This window comes from Rickettsia conorii str. Malish 7, from assembly GCF_000007025.1.
Lineage (GTDB): Bacteria > Pseudomonadota > Alphaproteobacteria > Rickettsiales > Rickettsiaceae > Rickettsia > Rickettsia rickettsii.
In genome coordinates this window covers 40,676-57,864 of sequence record NC_003103.1, presented here as the reverse complement: position 1 = coordinate 57,864, position 17,189 = coordinate 40,676, and the positions used below count along the sequence as shown (strand labels likewise).

Sequence of the window (17,189 nt, the reverse complement as noted above, 5' to 3'; positions counted from 1 at the left end):
CCATACAACAATACTCTACTTTTGCAATGGTAACAAAAAACTACACAATTAGATGATAAAAAAAATTTATGCTAACTCAGCTAAATCTTCTGAAGTTTCAGTCTTTTGTTCGCGTAAATAATCTTGTGCTTCTGATTCTGATCTTGCAACAATAACCGTAACTATAGCATTAAGCTCTGCATGGAGTCTTATTTCAACTGTATAAATTCCGGTAGATTTAATTTGTTTATCAAGAATAATATTTGAATGAGAGATATTATAAGATATATTTTCAGATAATTTATCGGCTATTTCTTTATTAGTAACCGAACCGAAAAGTTTACCGTCATTTGATGTTTGACGGATAAAAACTAATTGTTGATCTTTAATAAGAGCATTAATTTTTTCTACTTCTTCTCTTATTTGCTTATCTTTTGCTTCAAATTCGTGTTTTTGTTTAACTATTAGCTCTTTATTAGGCTCAGTAGCTCTAATAGCTAATTTTTGCGGTAAAAGATAATTACGACCAAACCCGTCTGCTACTTTGAGTATGTCGCCAATTTTACCTAATTTTCTTACGGGTTTTATTAATATAATTTCCATGTACTATGCCTTTATTTAGCTTGAAATACAAAAGGTAATAACGCTAAAATTCTTGCAATTTTAATAGCATTATTTAGCTTTCTTTGTTTCTTTGCACAAACATTTGTGATCCTGCTTGGTAACATTCTACCGCCTTCAGAGACAAATTTTATTAAAAGCTCAGGGTTTTTATAATCAATAACAGGTGCATTAGGCACAGAAAGAGGGCATCCTTTACGTCTTCTAAAAAATACTTTTTTAGCAGTTTTATCTCCTACCTTGTGAGCAGCTGTTTCACTAGCATTATTACTTTTTAACATTCTTTAACCTTAATTCTTACAAATTTAATTATTAATCGTTACGTCAATTACCGGAGTATTCTCTGTACTTTGATTTTTTAATATCGGTGAAGGTTCACTACTAATTGAATCTGCTTGAATTGTAAGAAATCTAATGATATTTTCGTTAAGCTTCATTTTTCTTTCTAGCTCTTCTTTTACATTACCAGTAATATCTAGACCTAAAAAATAATAATGTCCTTTTTTGTTATTACCGATTTTGTAAGCTAAAGTTCTTAACCCCCAATATTCTTTTTTTATGATAGTGCCATTATTATCTTTAATAATTTTAGCAAAATCATCAACGATTTTATCTATATCGTTTAATGATACGTCTTGACGTATAATAAAAACTGATTCATAAAAGCTCATGATATATAAGAATCTCCAACAAACAAACTTTAAAATAAAGCTATTTATAGCAACTAAAACTATTAAATTCAAGTATTATCTTTAAAAATTATTATTTCTTTGTTTCTTTTTATAAAAAGTTTGCTATAAACCCTAATAAATTAGAAAATTATTACAAAAATTTTTAATTATTTACTAAATATTAATGAAGATTAATTCAGTGTTTGATAAGCTACTACCTGAAGTTTTAATTATAGAAGAAAAAAATAAAAAAGTGTTAATCTTTCTTTAAGTAATGATATAAGAGAGAGCAGGATTTAATATAATGAGGGCTTCAACTCTAGAAAAAGCATTAACTTATTTTTTTTAGTCAGCTGCTTGTTATCATGATTATTAGTGCAGAATTACAAGAAAATCCTTTAATAACAATAAATAACTAACAGAATATATAACGTGCTATTTTTTTATAAGCCCTTCTTATCTGAGCAAATAGTAGGTACTTTAAAGAGCTTATTGAGACGTTTCAAGTCAGTTGTACAAGATAATATTATTAAATTTAAGAATCTAAATATTGATTTAAATACTGAAAAAGTATACAAAGACGGACTGAATATTCCTCTAGGTCCTACTGAGTTTAAAATTTTACAACTTTTTTTTCAGGTTCCAAATGAAGTATTTTTGCGTCAAGAAATAATAAAATATTTATGGGAAAGTGAAGAGACCTTTAATGAACGTCTCATAGATGTTCATATAAATAGGATTAGAGACGTCTTAGGGAAAGACAATTTAATTATTACAACCGTTCGTTTATCGGTTGTTGTCTAAATAAAGGATAACTAGAATTTTATTGTCAAAATTTTCTTTGTATTTATGCATTAAGTATGTATAATATAATTAAGATTTTATTCGTTGCCGATTTATATATATTTTATAACTAAAAACTGTAAATTTTATGTTAAGTAAACTAAATAAGCCCGCTTTATTTGCTTTAATATTTTATCCTATTTTTATTATATCTCTTGTAGTTAAATATTCGTTTGATTATGGAATAGGGCTAACTGAAGTTATTTTTATAATTGCTAGTTATTATATTAATAATATTACCGTTGGGATCGGTCTGCATAGGTTATGGTCTCATAATGCCTATAAAATAAATAAATATGCCGAGTTTGTCTTAATTATGCTGTCTGCAGGAACATTACAAGGACCAGCTTTATCTTGGGCATCGAATCATTATAAACATCATAGATATACGGATCAAGACCAAGATCCACATACTCCTTTAAAATTTGATAATAAATTTTTAGGCTTTATGTGGTCTCATATAGGATGGATGCTAGTCGGAAGCGGTAGCTATAAGTCTATTGATCGCATTACTTGGGCTAAGCACGGGAAAAACAATTTATTAAAATGGCAGCTAAAATATTATTGGCAAATAGCAGCTTTTATGAATATTGTCGTGCCTTTATTTATCGGTTACTTAGTCGGTGGTACTATGCAATCGGCATATGCAGGATTTTTATTTATGGGGCTCGGTAGATTCCTACAGCAGCAAGCAACCTTCTGCGTTAATTCTTTATGCCACTTTGCCGGTAGTAAAAAATATTACAAAGGCACTGCTGGAGATATTTGGTGGATGGCATTATTCTTACTCGGTGAAAATTGGCATAATTACCATCATGCTTTTCCTTCAGATTATCGTAACGGTGCAAAATGGTATCATTTGGACGTTCACAAATGGATAATATTTTTAATGAGTAAAATCGGTTTAGCTTCAGAACTTGAACGTACTACAAAAGTACGTATACAGGCAAAAATGCAAGAAACTTTAAACTATCTTAGTGAAAAACAAAAGCAAAAATTGACTTTAATGCAAACTAAAATAGATCATTTATTAGAAAATCTATGCTTAAAAATTAAAGAGCTTGAAGAATCATCTATTACTATCAAAGAACAATTTAAAAAATCTTTTGTAGAAATACAAGAATCACTTAAAAATTTAGCGGAGCAAGTAAGTGCTGCAACGCAAATAACAGAAAAATCTTCAGAAAAACTATTAAAAATAGTTAATAAAAAAATTATTGATGCCGAACAATCTATTTATAAGCTGTATAATCAATTAAATACCTTAAAGGTATCTCATTAGGCATTATTAAATAAAGATAGATATCGTGATTACAAGCGGGTGTTGGTGTTGTCACAATGACGCAAACTATCATTTTTTACTTAACAACGCCTCTAATTAGTTTCAATTTGAATGATAAAAATTTTAGGTATAGAATCAAGCTGTGATGATACAGCTGTTTCTATAATCACCGAAAATCGAGAAATCTTATCTAATATAATCATTTCACAAAATACAGAACATGCAGTTTTTGGAGGGGTAGTACCTGAAATTGCTGCACGTTCTCACTTATCGCATCTAGATAAAGCATTAAAAAATGTTTTAAAAGAAAGCAACACTAAATTAACGGACATTAGTACAATTGCTGCAACTTCCGGTCCAGGTTTAATCGGCGGTGTTATAGTTGGCTCAATGTTTGCAAGATCACTAAGCAGTGCTTTAAAAAAACCCTTTATTGCAATTAATCATTTAGAAGGTCATGCTTTAACCGCAAGACTAACCGATAATATTCCTTATCCTTATTTACTCTTGTTAGCTTCAGGCGGACATTGCCAATTTGTAGCAGTTTTAGGTCTCGGAAAATATAAAATACTAGGATCTACTATAGATGATGCCGTAGGCGAAGCCTTTGACAAGGTAGCCAAAATGCTAAACTTAGCTTTTCCCGGAGGACCTGAAATTGAGAAAAGAGCAAAACTTGGCGATCCTCATAAATATAAATTTCCAAAACCTATAATTAACAGCGGTAATTGCAATATGTCCTTTTCAGGACTTAAAACTGCCGTGCGTACTTTAATAATGACTTTAAAGGAAATTAATGACACTGTAATCAATGATATAGCGGCAAGTTTTCAATTTACTATAGGAGAAATTCTAAGTAGTAAGGTACAAGATGCTATTAGAGCATATGAACAAATAACAAATAATTTTGATAAGAAGAATATAGTTATTGCCGGCGGTGTCGCTGCTAATAAATATTTACAAAAAATATTAAGTAGCTGTGCTAAAACATATGGTTATCGGCTTATTTATCCACCTATCCACTTATGCACCGATAATGCTGCAATGATTGCATATGCAGGACTTGAGCGTTACAATAATAAGTTATTTACTCCTTTGAATTTCTGTCCAAAAGCTAGGTGGAGTTTAGAGGATATTAGTAATTAAAATTTATTTACTGATATCCTCTAAGAAGAAATATAATTTTTTAATATTGACACTTCTTAATTTAGTAGTATGATATGTAATTACCATAAAACATGGCAATTACATATATAAAAAAGAGGTAAGTTTATGAGCAATAGCAATTATGAAAACATATACAAAGCATTTTATTGTTTTTCAGAAGCAACCAATTCTGCCTATTCAGCCATAAATACTTTTTTAGAACTACCTAATGTATTTAATAAATATCCTGCTGTTATTTCTTTAATTTTTTCTAAAACAGCAACATTAGACTCTAATATAAACAATATAATTAAAAACGGTGTTATTATATATGATATATCAACAGCCTTAATAGGGGCCATAAATACTTTTTATAAAGATAAAAAACTAGTCAATAAAATATTAAAAGACGGACAGAATGCTATTGATAAGCTTATTGAAACAACAACCTATTTATCGCCAATAGTTACAGATATTACAAATTCTTACTTAGTTGATCCGTATAAAGAAGAAAACGCACTATTATTTGACTTACAAATTCCTAACTCTACTAGTAGTGATTATTATAAATTATCAGGTACTGAAAGTATAACATTAGCTGAAATTGAATATTATTAATACTAATTTATAGAATTTTTTTATTACTTTTTCTAGATGACCATACTCCTTTTAGTTGTGGTCTTGTTGCATTGCTCGTTTTGTGTCATTCCCGCTCCCGCAGGAATGACATCAAACGCATTTTTTGAGCTATGCAACAAATCTTTTAATAGCTCGCAATGACAAAATCAATAATTATTAAACAGTGCCTTTAACAAGAATAGTGGATTATGCGATAATTCGTTATTCGGAAAAAATTAATCAACTCATTGTTACCTTCAATTCTTTATCCTTTGAATTTATTTTAACCGTTTTACCGCTACTTATTTCACCTGCTAAAATCATTTTGGCTAAATTATTTTGTATTTCCCGCTGGATAAGACGTTTTAAGGGTCTTGCTCCAAAGCTTGGATCATAACCTTTTTCGGCTAAATAATTTAATGCAGATTCATCAAATTCAAGAATAATATTTTGTGCTAGTAAAATTTTCTTTAAACTTTCAAGCTGTATCTTAACTATATCATGAATATTATTACGATTTAGGCGATGGAATAATATAATCTCGTCTAGTCTGTTTAAAAACTCAGGTTTAAATACTGCTTTTACATATTCCATAACCTCATCCTTTACTTTATATGTATCTTCGTCCTCTTTCTGATTAACGAGTATCTCAGCACCTAAATTAGACGTTAAAACTATTATAGTATTCTTAAAATCAACCGTTATACCTTGACTATCTGTTAATCTTCCCTCATCAAGTATTTGCAGCATAATATTAAATATGTCGGGATGGGCTTTTTCAACCTCATCAAATAATATTACCTGATAAGGACGGCGTCTTACTGCCTCCGTCAACACTCCGCCTTGATCATATCCGATATAGCCGGGAGGAGCTCCTATCAGGCGAGAAATAGCGTGCTTCTCCATATATTCTGACATATCTATACGAAGTATTGCATTACGGTCATCAAAAAGAAAACCAGCTAAGGCTTTGGTAAGCTCGGTTTTACCGACTCCGGTCGGTCCTAAGAATAAGAACGAACCAAGCGGGCGGTTAATATCTTGAATCCCTGCACGTGATCTTCTTACCGCATCACTAACACCTTTAATTGCCTTATCCTGCCCTATTACCGATTCTCGTAATTTCTGCTCCATCACAAGCAGACGCTCACGTTCACTTGATAGCATCGTATCAATTGGAATACCAGTAATACGAGAGATAATACTTGCTATATCGCTTTCCGATACAATTTCTTTTAACAGCCCTTTATTATCCATACTTTCGGCTTCCTGAAGCTTTTTCATAATCTCAGGTATAATTCCGTATTTTAGCTCACTAGCTTTAGCGAGATTAGCATCACGTTCGGCACGTTCAAGCTCGTTTCGGCTACGGTCTAGTTCTTCTTTGAGCTTTTGTGTTTGCTGTAGTTTAGACTTTTCAGCTTGCCATTTAGCTCCCATATCATAGGATTGAGACTCTAATTTTTCTAATGCTGTAGTTAAATGCTCTATTTTCTTTTTAGAATGCTCGTCATTTTCTTTTTTAAGTGCTGCAAGCTCTATTTTTATCTGAATAATACGACGGTCCAGCTCATCAAGCTCTTCTGGTTTACTTGATAGCTCTATTTTCATACGGCTACAAGCTTCATCAATCAAATCAATAGCTTTATCAGGTAAATAACGATCGGTAATATAACGGTTTGATAACGTCGCTGCTGCAACTATTGCACTATCGGAAATTCGCACTGCATGATGCAGCTCATATTTTTCTTTAATTCCTCTAAGTATTGATATAGTATCCTCAACCGTCGGCTCACTCACGTAAACAGGCTGAAAACGACGAGCAAGTGCCGCATCTTTCTCGATATATTTACGATATTCATCTAAAGTAGTAGCACCGATACAATGCAGCTCACCACGAGCAAGCATCGGCTTTAGTAAATTCGAGGCATCCATAGCACCGTCGGTTTTTCCCGTACCGACTAATAGATGCAATTCATCGATAAATAAAATAATTTCACCGCTTGATTCTTTGATTTCGCTAAGCACTGCTTTAAGACGTTCTTCAAATTCGCCTCGATATTTAGCTCCCGCTATTAAAGCTCCCATATCAAGCTCAATAATACGGCAATTAATAAGCGATTCAGGTACGTCCTTACTAAATATTCGTTGTGCAAGCCCCTCTATTATAGCAGTTTTACCGACTCCAGGTTCTCCAATCAATACAGGATTATTTTTCATACGTCGTGATAGTACCTGCACCGTTCTTCTTATTTCTTCATCACGTCCAATTATCGGATCAAGCTTACCGCTTTCGGCAAGCTCTGTTACGTCTCTGCCGTATTTCTTTAAAGCATCGTAACTATTTTCTGCCGATTCGGTATCTGCTTTTTTGCCTTTACGAAACTGTAAAATAGCTGTTGCTATTTTTTTATTATTAATTCCATTATTCGTTAAAATTTTACCGGCTATAGTATTATCATACGTTAATGCTTCAAATATACGCTCTATGGTTACAAAGCTATCCCCATTGTCTTTAGCAATGCTACTAGCTTTTTCTAAAACTTTAAGAGCTTCAGCAGAAGAATAAACTTGTCCCCCTCCCTCAACCTGAACTTTTGGGATTTTATTTAGTTCTAGCTGAACTTGATCTTTTAATAAGTTTATATTACCGCCAGTATTATTAATAAGGGTTTGAATTATACCTGTTTCTTCACTTAAAAGACTAGATAATAAATGCAAAGGTAATATTTGCTGATGATCATTTTTAGCAGCAAGTAATTGGCTACTAGCTATCACTGATTTAGCATGTGCAGTAAATTTATCAATATTCATATAAATAATATATTTTAATTAATAAAGTTAAATATTTTTAACTAGATTATTTTTATATAATAATTTTTAATTAAAATAACAAGAGATGCACAACTACATATAGAATTTTATAATGCTTTCATCATTAAAAAAACAATTTGATAACGATAAGGAGTTTTTATTAAATCATACAAAAGAATTTTTAACCACACCCGGAGTAGGCGTTACTTTAGAAACAAATAGAGCGAACATTGAAGGAAAAAACGGTGAAACTCCAATATTAATACGTGACGGTCGTAACAATCCCAATGAAAAAATTGTTTTAGGCACTAAAGCTTTTGAATATTTAAATGCTATCAGAGGAGCGATAAACATAGCAAAGGGCAAAAATAAACCTGAGCTTGTACTGAAATTAAATAAAAAAACAGTAAAATTTATTAATCGTTTTAATGCTTTTAATATGGAAAAATCACAAGAAAACATCTCAAAAATAGGCAAGCTGAAATTGACAGTGTTGCTGAATTGCTAGGAAAAAATGATATTAAAAATGTTCATAAAAAATTAAATGTTGCTAAAGATTTTCAAAATTTCAATGATGAGCATTGTAATATAGTCACTTTGTCAAAAGTCATCAATGATGAGGGAAAAAAGCATATTGTAGTCGAAGCGGAAGTAGCTTTTAAAGGCTTGACAGAAGAACAAAAGCAAGAATATCAAAATAGAGACGGTAAAAACTGGTATAATGTAATGCCTGAATGCGAGAGGAAGCTTGTTGATCAGTATACTGATACAATTTAAAACGGTAGGCATGTTATCCCAACCCAGTTACGACAAATTGTTGGCATGAAAAACGCCTTTGAGAAAATTGGGGCAATAACCGACAAAGACGGTAAAAATTTTGAAACATTGCTTACATCTAAACATGCAGGTACATTAGCTTCGATTTCAAATGATATAGATTCTAGACAAAAAATTACCAAATTAAATGCACGCCAAGCTCAAGAATGGCTTGAAGAAGGCGTTATTCTTCATACTAATACATTAAACTCAGGTCCTATAGGAGCTGGCAATGATCCCACAATTACTGATCAGACAAAAAAATCTATGGAAAATGTCGGTGGGAAAAATACTAATACTCCTCTTAATTTATTTAGGCTTATAGGAGTAACAAATAACTTTGCAGGAGTGAGTGATACTTTAAACAAAATAGCAAAAAATTTACCGACTGAAAAAGGAATTGATGAATTAAAAGCACATATTAAACCGAGAAGCAAATTTGAACATTTTTTTAGGATAAATAAACCTAAAGGAAATGCAGCAGAAACAATTAACAATGCAAATTTAACGGATCAGGAAAAAGAAATATTAAAAAAAGCTGTAACATTAAGAAAAAATATTGAACAAGCAGATATTCCTTTTAGAGTATCCTTCTAGACAAAACTTCCTTTTATATCTTTTGATAAAGAAAATATTAATCTAAATATATCAGATGTCTTAAGTAATTTAACAGCGAAAATAAGACAAAATAAACAAGAAACTAAAACCACTAGTTTAATAAATTTACCTCAGGAAGAAATATGCACAATGTGTGCTAGCGGTAAAGATAGAGAAGGGCTTAATGAACATAATAAAATATCTCAAGCAGTATCATAAAAAGAAAACAAACATCGATAAACAATTACTTAAAAACTGTCATATTACTCAGCAAGCAGGTAGTAATTTATGCAGGCGGTGCAACAATAGGTTGTTACGGCACTATAAAAAAGAAAATAAAAGAGTCATTCCAAAAAGTAGAAAAGAAACACTTGCTGCTATAATGGCATTAACTGCTAAAACTAATAAAATTGCAGACAAAAAAAAGATGGATAAAAGATAGATGCAGAATATGAAAAAAAGCACCCTAGAGAATCTATCGCAATACGCAGTGATAGGAAAGTTGTTAAACCGTTAACTAAATCGGTATCACAGCTTAAACTAAGTATAACCCCACCGGTTAAATTTAATAAAAGTCAAAATATAGGTATGGAGAAATAATGTCAGAACTTACAATTGTAACAGGTGGTACTAGAGGAATAGGTAAAGCTACCGCTTTAGAATTAAAAAATAAGGGTCTTACGGTAGTTGCTAATTTTTTCAGCAATTACGACACTGCTAAAGAAATAGAAGAAAAATACGGTATAAAAACCAAACGCTGGAATATTGCGAATTTTGAAGAATGTAGAAAAGCAGTAAAGGAAATTGAAGAGGAGTTTAAAAAACCGGTAAGTATTCTTGTAAATAATGCCGGTATTACCAAAGATAAAATGCTACATAGAACGAGTTATCAAGATTGGAATGATGTGATGAACATTAATCTCAATTCTTGCTTTAATATGTCCAGTAGCGTAATGGAGCAGATACGAAACCAAGATTACGGTCGTATAATAAATATCAGTTCAATTAATGCTCAAGCAAGGCAGATTGGGCAGACTAATTACTCTGCTGCTAAAGCTGGAATTATCAGCTTTACTAAGGCCCTTGCTCGTGAAACTGCTTCTAAAAATATCACCATTAACTGTATAGCTCCAGGGTATATTGCAATCAAAATGGTAGGAGCAGTACCCGAAGACGTGCTTGTTAAAATCGTTAATAGTATCCCCAAAAAAAGACTAGGACAGCCGGAAGAAATAGCTAGAGCCGTGGCATTTTTAGTTGATGAAAATGCCGGATTTATCACAGGTGAGACTATTTCTATCAACGGCGGCCATAATATGATTTAAACAATTAACTAATAATAGATTAGAATATGAAAGAGATCGTAAACCAATTAATCTCTAAAGGAAGAGAACTTTTAAGTAAAAATGAATATAAAGAAGCACTTAATATATTTACCTTAAATTAAACAATATAAAGGTTTTCTACATATCTATTATTATGAAGGCATCACTTACTTGTGTTGGAGAGTATTATAATAATGTTGAACAAACAGAGCTTTACCTTAAGGCAGTAGCTTCATTACGACAAACAGCTCTATATACATCTAAACCTAAAGATACTGATATTTTATTAGGAAAAGCTTTTTATAAAGCAGGCAAATTAAGCGAAGCTGGTACTGTACTTAACAAATATATATATATCTTGTCCAGAGAATGAGGAAGAATTTCAGGAAATTCTCAGTCAAATAACTCCAGAACTTAATAAAACTAATAATTCACCGATGTTATCGAGAGATAGTAGTCAATTAACTTCGTTTAATAATAAAGATTCGCATGATATAATAGAAGTGAGTCAAACATTAAATGCATTAATAAGCATAATAGCTAAACATGACCACGATATAGCTCGACATGCGCAAGCAATTGCAGACATAAAAAAATGTTACAATCTGCAAATGTTGGGTATACTGCAGATATAAACAACCAAATTAAAGAATTGAAAGTCATTAACCCTAAATTAGAAGAATATTATAAATGTTTTAATATGGCTTTACAACAATGTATGTATTACTGCTAGTGCTGTAAGTAGCGGTCTAGTAGTTCCTGATGTATTTAACGTGTGAGTGCCTCTTCTCTTATAAAATGGGTTTGTTATCTTGGCGACATAGCAGCGTCCGGTTTTTTAAATTCTATTGCCACTGCTCTAATAGCAGTTCTGCATGATGCCGGTGATAATATGTTTAATTCTAAGGAAGAAAAAAAGCTAGTAGATATACTTACTAAATTTTATAAAATGATTAATAAACAATCTGATATAACCGTACCTGTAGGACAAGATCTACAGAGATTAGCTTTACTTTTTGCTAATTTAAGGAGTGTAGAAATCAAAAAAAATAATGAGACAGATTTCAGTAATTTCTTTACGACTAAATTGCCAATGCACAATAAATTTTTTCGTTATGATACCAAATAATATCAAAGAAATGAATAGTAATCCTATGGAAAAATTAGCGTTTCAAGATGCTATTTCTTTGATTAGTTATATGTATCATCATGCAGAGGATATATTAAAGAGTTCTAAATCGTTGTTAAATCAAATTTTAACTACTACAAAAGAAGGATTAAGCACATCATGGGATGATATAAAGAAAACTACTTCCGGCAATGTAGAGTACGATTTATGGCAAATGGAAAAGCAAGTACCTGAATCTGAAATAATAACTGAGAAAGCAAAAAGTGGACAGCTGCGAAGTATAAAGATATCTTGCTTTTCGGTTGATTGCTCAAAACCACTTTAAAAAAATAGCGATTTCTTCAACCGGTATCAGAAGAGGAGTTGAAGATTTTCTTAATCAAAAATATTTTGCTGATAAATTTACTGAAGAAGAACAAGGTTGTTTTGTCTTATTCTTAGCATATAAAATATTTAGATATGGTAATAAGGTATGTCTCAAATATTTTAGCGAGCAACAGCCGGAGCTAATTACAAAAATTTTCGATGATTATCCTCATTTATTTTTTAGGAGAGAGGCAATTAACATATGTATTAAAAATAAAGATGGTAGACAAAAAGCATTAGATGCAATAAAGTTAAAATCGTCAAATAAATTTTTTAAAGATTGCTTTGATACAGTATTCCCTAAGGTAGATGTTGTTGTAAACCTCATATTTGAAGAAGAACCTAAACCGAAGCACGTACCTAATGAACCTGAGCTTGTATTTAACTTAGAGCTCATACCTTTAAATATAGACGAAAATGATGATGTACTACCAACAAGTAATGTAGAAAATAACCACTAAATTTTTAAAATGACTAGCATATATCACATTCTTGACCGTGTTCCTGCTATTTATAAGCAAGACATGGAAATAGAGTATGAGCATTTGGCTATGCAATTAATTAAGTCCGGTAAATTACGGATAGATACCGATGATTGCTGCAATTTTGCAAGGTTTACCGAACCTGCTCTTAATATAAGCTTAATGGTTAGTCAAGAAGAGCTAACAAGCCCGCATTTAATCCCTGAAACTACCAAGCTTTTTCAAAATTTATACAAAAATTCCGCTTCAGATCAAAAAATAAAATCAATTTTCGATAATTTAAAAAAGCAAATACAAAAGCTACAGCCGGTTAAGAAAGAAGTAACCGAAATGCTAGCACGTATTTTTGTTCAGTCGGCTCATCCGATCGTAATAAGGTGGCTTCTTCTTAATAAGACGGAAGTATTTCTTACCTACTCACATAATATCGGCGATATGATGGATATGGTTAGCTGGCAACGAGTAGGCGGTAATAGCGGTATGCAAAGCACTAACGGCAAGGACGTAGCTATTTTTGTTTCATGCGGCGGTAATCCTTTTGCTGAAAATAATAAAGATCATCCGACTTACGGCAACGGCTTTGCTGCGGCAGCAAGACTTCAGATTATCGCAGCCCAAGAGCTTGGGCATTTTGCCGATATAAAGAGAGATGATAAAGGCAGGCAAATAACTCGTCATTCAGCTAATTTTTCCGGTACTAAAGCTACCGATAAAGTACGAATTGCTAGAAAAAATGACATAATACATTGTCATAATTTGCTGAGTAAGCTCCTTAAAGCAGGTATGAAAAAGCAATTAGATTATGAAACGAAACTTAAATTTTATAATGCAAATAAAGTTAGCGGCTTAAAAGTTTATGCTATAAAATTCATGATTTTTATATATAAATTTCAGCTTCTAAATTATAGCAGTAGGAATAATCTAATATTTGTAAGAAAATTTAAAACCGATGAATATATGGCATTAATGATTGATGCTATGTTTAAAGATATGCAAGCTAATTTATCACCGGCAGCTGACGTGTATAAAAATAAAAACCCTGAAATTGAAGAAGCGATAGCCTGCATTGAAGCCTTAGCAAGAGTACCGCAACAAACCGTAAAATGGGGATATTTAACTACCAAAGAAACTATGCATGACCTTTATAAAATATATTATAACGAGGTCATACCTTCTTTAATTACTAGCTATAATGCTATCACCGGTGAAAATTATCAACGTGATTTTAAAAAGCCAAAAAGTAATTTCTTTTCTAAAATCAATATCTTTAGTAACAAAAAGTTAGTACTAAAACCGGTTAGGGAATTATGAGTATACTGATGTGAAATGAAGAATGGTAGACGAAGATTAACTTCAAAAAGAGCAAGGAATTCACAAGGCGATGAGGCATTGCTGCGTGGATATTGTTTTTTCGTCATTGCAAGGAAAATTACAAAGTAATTTGACGCAGCAATCTCAGGAGTTTGTTATTATTTCATGAGATTGCCACGCAGCCTACGGCTGCTCGCAATGACGATTTGGTATCCCGCACAGGAATGATATTTTTAGAACAATATCTTTAACTTTATGAACCTTTGGTGGCTAGTATATTTGCTGCGTAAATTACAGTTATACGTTGCAAATAGCTCAATATTCTCTTATGAGCGGTAAGTAAACTTGCACCTACATTATAGCCGACTTTCGGTGTGCTGCTACTTGTAGTGTTCTCAAAGTAATTATCTGCCCAAATAAATCTAGCTTTCACCTTAGGTTGCTTATTGCTAAAGCTATTTTCTACAGAAGCATGTAGTCCCGGTACTATTTGAGTATCGTTTTAGGAGCGGTTAATTTTATGCCTGCAATCCCTGTAGTTAAGTTACCGGCCTTACCAGCGACATACATATTATTCACACCTGTACCGGTTTGCTGCAGTATAAGTATATCCATTAGAAATCCATCTCCATTACTCATCCTCAAAATTGATAGGGCGGCTACATCATTCGCCGTGTGAACCCTATTAATATTAATCACAATATTTGTACCGAATGCCGTAGGGAGATTTTGAAAAACTATACCGCTTTCTCCTAAAGCATTTATAGTAATATTACCTTCAAGTACTACATCACCGGTAAGAATTACGTTACGTCTAAGATCGAATGTCGAGCCATTAACGTTACCGTTAATTGTAATGTCCTGCGTGCAAATATTATAAGTTCCCGAATCAAAATTAGTTTGTCTAGAATGAATATCATTATGCAATTTGTGTTCATGATTACCTTCAAACATCACTTTAGAAACTTGTTTGGTTTGTGAGCCGATTTCATAAATATCAGGAATCTTTACGAAAGTTACCTCTCCTCTCATAGTTTTAGTATTAGTAATATTACCGGTAATGGTTAGCTCAGCACCTGTTCCATTACCGCTTATAAGCTTTAGCTTTGCTTTTGCATTATTATTATTGGCGCCATATGCAAGAGGTGCTCCTAAAGCATTTTGAACTGCCCTTTGAGTTTGCAGATTGTCAACGTTAGTTATATTGTTAATACTAACTCTTGTAGTTGGATTGCCTTCAATAATAGTAAATACCCCATTAAAACCATAAAGATTAATATCATTAATATTAATATTTTGGGCAAAATTAACCATATGGTTATTTTCTGCGATAATAATATTGTTATTATCTTGTGGAAGATAATGGTTGTGATTATATCTTCAATCATTCATCGTACCTATATTAGAAGATGGATTTCCCGCCGGAATAATATCCGCCGCAAAGCCTCCCATGCTTGCAAGCAGCCCAATAATACTACTGGTTGCTAGTAAAAGTTTATTAAAAAAAATTTTGTTCTTATTAGTTATAATTTCCCCTATAACTTATTGCTTTTAATGATTTTACCACTTAACTTATCGGTCATTATACACTATTTATTTACGACACACAATAATTAATGAATAAATTTACTATTAGTTAATATTTATTAATTATTTACGATGGCGTGATTTATGAAATTTAAGGGAAATAGGCTGGTTTAATGAAAGGTAGGGGTTATGGTGTTTGTTTGATAGGTAATCATCATTGCGAGCAGACATTGCCCGTGTGGATCAGTTTTCCGTTGTCATCCCGTGGTTTGACCACGGGATGACACCGAGTGCGTTTTTCAATTCGCACAATAATGTCGTAATTTCCTCGCAATGACGTCAAAATAACATCCTATTCATCATCTATATTAGAAAGCTCATCTTGTAATTCTCGAGAAAATACATCCTCATCATCGTTAGAAGCATTCGATTTCTTAAGAGAGTTTTTGAAATTATTTAGGTCTTTATTTTCAAATATTTCAATAGATTTTAAAGTCTCGTTTGGAATTATAACTATAATATTTTTACTTAATTCATCTAAATAATCAGTGGTAACGGCAACTTTCAGTACTCCTCCATATTTGCTCTGTTTGCTACTTACTACAAAATCTTTTAAAGATTTACTTTTAAAATAGTTTTCAGAAGTAAAGATCATTGTTATAAAAAATAGTACTAACGAGATAGTAGTACCTACGGCAAATCCTGCTAATAGCCCTAAGAATCTATCAATAAAACCGTTTCTCATAAATGAAATTATAGCAAGAAATTTATAAACTATAAAAACACATAAAATTAAAGCAATAACATAAGATATAACACCGGCAATAATTATTCTTATAACCTCATTATCCATATATTTCCCGATTAGGTCAGAAATATATGGATATAAAAAATATCCTAACATTATAGAAGTAATAAAACCGAGTATTCTAGTTGTAAACCCGATTATGCCTTGATATAAGCCGAAAAATGAGAAAAGAGTAATAATAGCAAAAATAGTAATATCAAAAAATGTGATCATTATTGTTAACTTCTATTGAATAATTGGATTTAAATCTTATATATTATATAATTAAAGTTTAATTTATGGGCGATAAAATTTTTCATAACTTATCCGGTAAAACACTAGTTGCTACACCGCATGTAATTACAAAAGGCATTTACCATAAATCCTTAATTTATATGTTATCACACACGGAAGAAGGAGCAATAGGATTAATATTTAACCGCTTAGTAAATCATATAGATTTAAAATCGTTTTTTAAAATAAAAAATGACGAAATAACAACCCCGGTTATGGTTCCTATATATCTTGGCGGACCCGTAGAACATGAAAAAGGGTTTTTTCTTCATTCTAGCGATTATAATAAAAATTTGTTATTGGATTTCCATAATGATTTAGCAGTAAGCTCTAATTTAGAAATTTCAGAAGATATAGCTTTCGGTAAAGGACCTAAAAATAGCTTATTCATTGTCGGTTATACAGCATGGAAACCAGGGCAGCTTGAAGAAGAATTAGAGACAAATCTATGGCTGGTTATGGATTGTAATAAAGAATTTATTTTTGCCGATAATCCTGAAAGTAAATGGCATAATGCATTAAAACACTTAGGCATTGATGAAATACATTTCTCATCACAAATAGGAAATGCTTAGAGATTA

The 17,189-nt window shown here is 31.8% G+C and carries 21 protein-coding genes and 1 pseudogene; 16 read left to right on the top strand and 6 right to left on the bottom strand.

The annotated features are described in order from the left end of the window. Window positions 1–66: 66 nt before the first annotated feature. The 3 genes from rplI to rpsF are packed head-to-tail and all read right to left on the bottom strand — an operon-like array spanning window position 67 to window position 1,271. On the bottom strand, window positions 67–582 hold the full coding sequence (gene rplI, locus RC_RS00345) for a 50S ribosomal protein L9 (protein WP_010976751.1): 516 nt from the start codon (window positions 580–582) through the stop codon (window positions 67–69). Between the two features lie 11 nt (window positions 583–593). Next, the gene (gene rpsR, locus RC_RS00340) at window positions 594–881 is read right to left on the bottom strand and encodes a 30S ribosomal protein S18 (RefSeq protein ID WP_004996865.1); all 288 of its coding nucleotides are present in this window, start codon (window positions 879–881) and stop codon (window positions 594–596) included. A gap of 24 nt (window positions 882–905) precedes the next feature. Continuing rightward, window positions 906–1,271, bottom strand: a complete 366-nt coding sequence (gene rpsF / locus RC_RS00335; protein WP_010976750.1) for a 30S ribosomal protein S6 — start codon at window positions 1,269–1,271, stop codon at window positions 906–908. A gap of 432 nt (window positions 1,272–1,703) precedes the next feature. On the opposite strand from rpsF, the gene RC_RS10015 reads away from it, so the two are divergent. From RC_RS10015 to RC_RS00315, 4 genes are all read left to right on the top strand, one after another. Beyond that, window positions 1,704–2,075 carry a winged helix-turn-helix domain-containing protein gene (locus RC_RS10015; protein WP_010976749.1) on the top strand — a complete coding sequence of 124 codons (372 nt, stop codon included), beginning with the start codon at window positions 1,704–1,706 and terminating at the stop codon, window positions 2,073–2,075. 127 nt (window positions 2,076–2,202) lie between these two features. After that, on the top strand, window positions 2,203–3,396 hold the full coding sequence (locus RC_RS00325; RefSeq protein WP_010976748.1) for a fatty acid desaturase: 1,194 nt from the start codon (window positions 2,203–2,205) through the stop codon (window positions 3,394–3,396). Window positions 3,397–3,507: 111 nt separating this feature from the next. After that, window positions 3,508–4,542, top strand: a complete 1,035-nt coding sequence (tsaD, locus tag RC_RS00320) for a tRNA (adenosine(37)-N6)-threonylcarbamoyltransferase complex transferase subunit TsaD (protein WP_010976747.1) — start codon at window positions 3,508–3,510, stop codon at window positions 4,540–4,542. Window positions 4,543–4,668: 126 nt separating this feature from the next. Next, window positions 4,669–5,160 (top strand): DUF5424 family protein, encoded by a 492-nt coding sequence (locus tag RC_RS00315; RefSeq protein ID WP_010976746.1) that lies wholly within the window; start codon window positions 4,669–4,671, stop codon window positions 5,158–5,160. Between the two features lie 240 nt (window positions 5,161–5,400). On the opposite strand, the gene clpB is transcribed toward RC_RS00315, so the two are convergent. Next, window positions 5,401–7,974 (bottom strand): ATP-dependent chaperone ClpB, encoded by a 2,574-nt coding sequence (clpB, locus tag RC_RS00310; protein WP_010976745.1) that lies wholly within the window; start codon window positions 7,972–7,974, stop codon window positions 5,401–5,403. Between the two features lie 112 nt (window positions 7,975–8,086). Here clpB and RC_RS00305 point away from each other — a divergent pair, with 112 nt between their 5' ends. The 11 genes from RC_RS00305 to RC_RS00255 all read left to right on the top strand — a co-directional run bounded on the left by RC_RS00305 (window position 8,087) and on the right by RC_RS00255 (window position 14,000). Further along, window positions 8,087–8,482 (top strand): hypothetical protein, encoded by a 396-nt coding sequence (locus tag RC_RS00305; RefSeq protein ID WP_010976744.1) that lies wholly within the window; start codon window positions 8,087–8,089, stop codon window positions 8,480–8,482. After that, a complete protein-coding gene (locus tag RC_RS00300; RefSeq protein WP_010976743.1) occupies window positions 8,476–8,751 on the top strand; it encodes a hypothetical protein in 276 nt (91 codons plus the stop codon). Before RC_RS00305 ends, RC_RS00300 begins: the two co-directional genes overlap by 7 nt. A gap of 45 nt (window positions 8,752–8,796) precedes the next feature. Continuing rightward, window positions 8,797–9,387 (top strand): hypothetical protein, encoded by a 591-nt coding sequence (locus RC_RS09775; RefSeq protein WP_010976742.1) that lies wholly within the window; start codon window positions 8,797–8,799, stop codon window positions 9,385–9,387. Window positions 9,388–9,571: 184 nt separating this feature from the next. Beyond that, the gene (locus RC_RS08760) at window positions 9,572–9,829 is read left to right on the top strand and encodes a hypothetical protein (RefSeq protein WP_152023024.1); all 258 of its coding nucleotides are present in this window, start codon (window positions 9,572–9,574) and stop codon (window positions 9,827–9,829) included. Between the two features lie 157 nt (window positions 9,830–9,986). Next, the gene (locus RC_RS00285) at window positions 9,987–10,712 is read left to right on the top strand and encodes an SDR family oxidoreductase (protein ID WP_010976740.1); all 726 of its coding nucleotides are present in this window, start codon (window positions 9,987–9,989) and stop codon (window positions 10,710–10,712) included. Window positions 10,713–10,866: 154 nt separating this feature from the next. Next, window positions 10,867–11,085: a hypothetical protein gene (locus RC_RS00280; protein ID WP_010976739.1), complete on the top strand. Its 219-nt coding sequence runs from the start codon at window positions 10,867–10,869 to the stop codon at window positions 11,083–11,085. Between the two features lie 64 nt (window positions 11,086–11,149). Continuing rightward, on the top strand, window positions 11,150–11,347 hold the full coding sequence (locus RC_RS00275; protein ID WP_004996895.1) for a hypothetical protein: 198 nt from the start codon (window positions 11,150–11,152) through the stop codon (window positions 11,345–11,347). 140 nt (window positions 11,348–11,487) lie between these two features. Then, a complete protein-coding gene (locus RC_RS00270; protein WP_010976738.1) occupies window positions 11,488–11,841 on the top strand; it encodes a hypothetical protein in 354 nt (117 codons plus the stop codon). Next, window positions 11,828–12,166, top strand: coding sequence for a hypothetical protein (locus RC_RS00265; protein WP_233417453.1), 339 nt, complete (start codon window positions 11,828–11,830; stop codon window positions 12,164–12,166). The genes RC_RS00270 and RC_RS00265 overlap by 14 nt, the downstream gene beginning before the upstream one ends. Continuing rightward, window positions 12,144–12,668: a hypothetical protein gene (locus tag RC_RS00260; RefSeq protein ID WP_010976736.1), complete on the top strand. Its 525-nt coding sequence runs from the start codon at window positions 12,144–12,146 to the stop codon at window positions 12,666–12,668. The genes RC_RS00265 and RC_RS00260 overlap by 23 nt, the downstream gene beginning before the upstream one ends. A gap of 9 nt (window positions 12,669–12,677) precedes the next feature. Next, a complete protein-coding gene (locus RC_RS00255) occupies window positions 12,678–14,000 on the top strand; it encodes a DUF2748 family protein (protein WP_010976735.1) in 1,323 nt (440 codons plus the stop codon). A gap of 233 nt (window positions 14,001–14,233) precedes the next feature. Here RC_RS00255 and RC_RS10925 read toward each other — a convergent pair. Then, a pseudogene (locus tag RC_RS10925) lies at window positions 14,234–14,615 on the bottom strand (autotransporter domain-containing protein). 1,264 nt (window positions 14,616–15,879) lie between these two features. Further along, on the bottom strand, window positions 15,880–16,548 hold the full coding sequence (locus RC_RS00240) for a CvpA family protein (protein WP_010976731.1): 669 nt from the start codon (window positions 16,546–16,548) through the stop codon (window positions 15,880–15,882). A gap of 65 nt (window positions 16,549–16,613) precedes the next feature. Between RC_RS00240 and RC_RS00235 the strand changes: the two genes are divergently transcribed. Next, complete coding sequence (locus RC_RS00235) at window positions 16,614–17,183, top strand: YqgE/AlgH family protein (protein ID WP_010976730.1); 570 nt, start codon at window positions 16,614–16,616, stop codon at window positions 17,181–17,183. Window positions 17,184–17,189 lie beyond the last annotated feature (6 nt).

What these genes read in the sequence shown, in the direction of transcription:
- tsaD (WP_010976747.1), top strand. Translation starts at nt 3,508, where the DNA reads ATGATAAAAATTTTAGGTATAGAATCAAGCTGTGATGATACAGCTGTT.
- clpB (WP_010976745.1), bottom strand. Translation starts at nt 7,974, where the DNA reads ATGAATATTGATAAATTTACTGCACATGCTAAATCAGTGATAGCTAGT.
- RC_RS00325 (WP_010976748.1), top strand. Translation starts at nt 2,203, where the DNA reads ATGTTAAGTAAACTAAATAAGCCCGCTTTATTTGCTTTAATATTTTAT.
- RC_RS00235 (WP_010976730.1), top strand. Translation starts at nt 16,614, where the DNA reads ATGGGCGATAAAATTTTTCATAACTTATCCGGTAAAACACTAGTTGCT.
- RC_RS00305 (WP_010976744.1), top strand. Translation starts at nt 8,087, where the DNA reads ATGCTTTCATCATTAAAAAAACAATTTGATAACGATAAGGAGTTTTTA.
- rpsR (WP_004996865.1), bottom strand. Translation starts at nt 881, where the DNA reads ATGTTAAAAAGTAATAATGCTAGTGAAACAGCTGCTCACAAGGTAGGA.
- RC_RS00275 (WP_004996895.1), top strand. Translation starts at nt 11,150, where the DNA reads ATGTTATCGAGAGATAGTAGTCAATTAACTTCGTTTAATAATAAAGAT.
- RC_RS00280 (WP_010976739.1), top strand. Translation starts at nt 10,867, where the DNA reads ATGAAGGCATCACTTACTTGTGTTGGAGAGTATTATAATAATGTTGAA.
- RC_RS00265 (WP_233417453.1), top strand. Translation starts at nt 11,828, where the DNA reads ATGATACCAAATAATATCAAAGAAATGAATAGTAATCCTATGGAAAAA.
- rpsF (WP_010976750.1), bottom strand. Translation starts at nt 1,271, where the DNA reads ATGAGCTTTTATGAATCAGTTTTTATTATACGTCAAGACGTATCATTA.
- RC_RS00240 (WP_010976731.1), bottom strand. Translation starts at nt 16,548, where the DNA reads ATGATCACATTTTTTGATATTACTATTTTTGCTATTATTACTCTTTTC.
- rplI (WP_010976751.1), bottom strand. Translation starts at nt 582, where the DNA reads ATGGAAATTATATTAATAAAACCCGTAAGAAAATTAGGTAAAATTGGC.
- RC_RS00255 (WP_010976735.1), top strand. Translation starts at nt 12,678, where the DNA reads ATGACTAGCATATATCACATTCTTGACCGTGTTCCTGCTATTTATAAG.
- RC_RS00315 (WP_010976746.1), top strand. Translation starts at nt 4,669, where the DNA reads ATGAGCAATAGCAATTATGAAAACATATACAAAGCATTTTATTGTTTT.
- RC_RS00285 (WP_010976740.1), top strand. Translation starts at nt 9,987, where the DNA reads ATGTCAGAACTTACAATTGTAACAGGTGGTACTAGAGGAATAGGTAAA.
- RC_RS08760 (WP_152023024.1), top strand. Translation starts at nt 9,572, where the DNA reads ATGAACATAATAAAATATCTCAAGCAGTATCATAAAAAGAAAACAAAC.
- RC_RS09775 (WP_010976742.1), top strand. Translation starts at nt 8,797, where the DNA reads ATGAAAAACGCCTTTGAGAAAATTGGGGCAATAACCGACAAAGACGGT.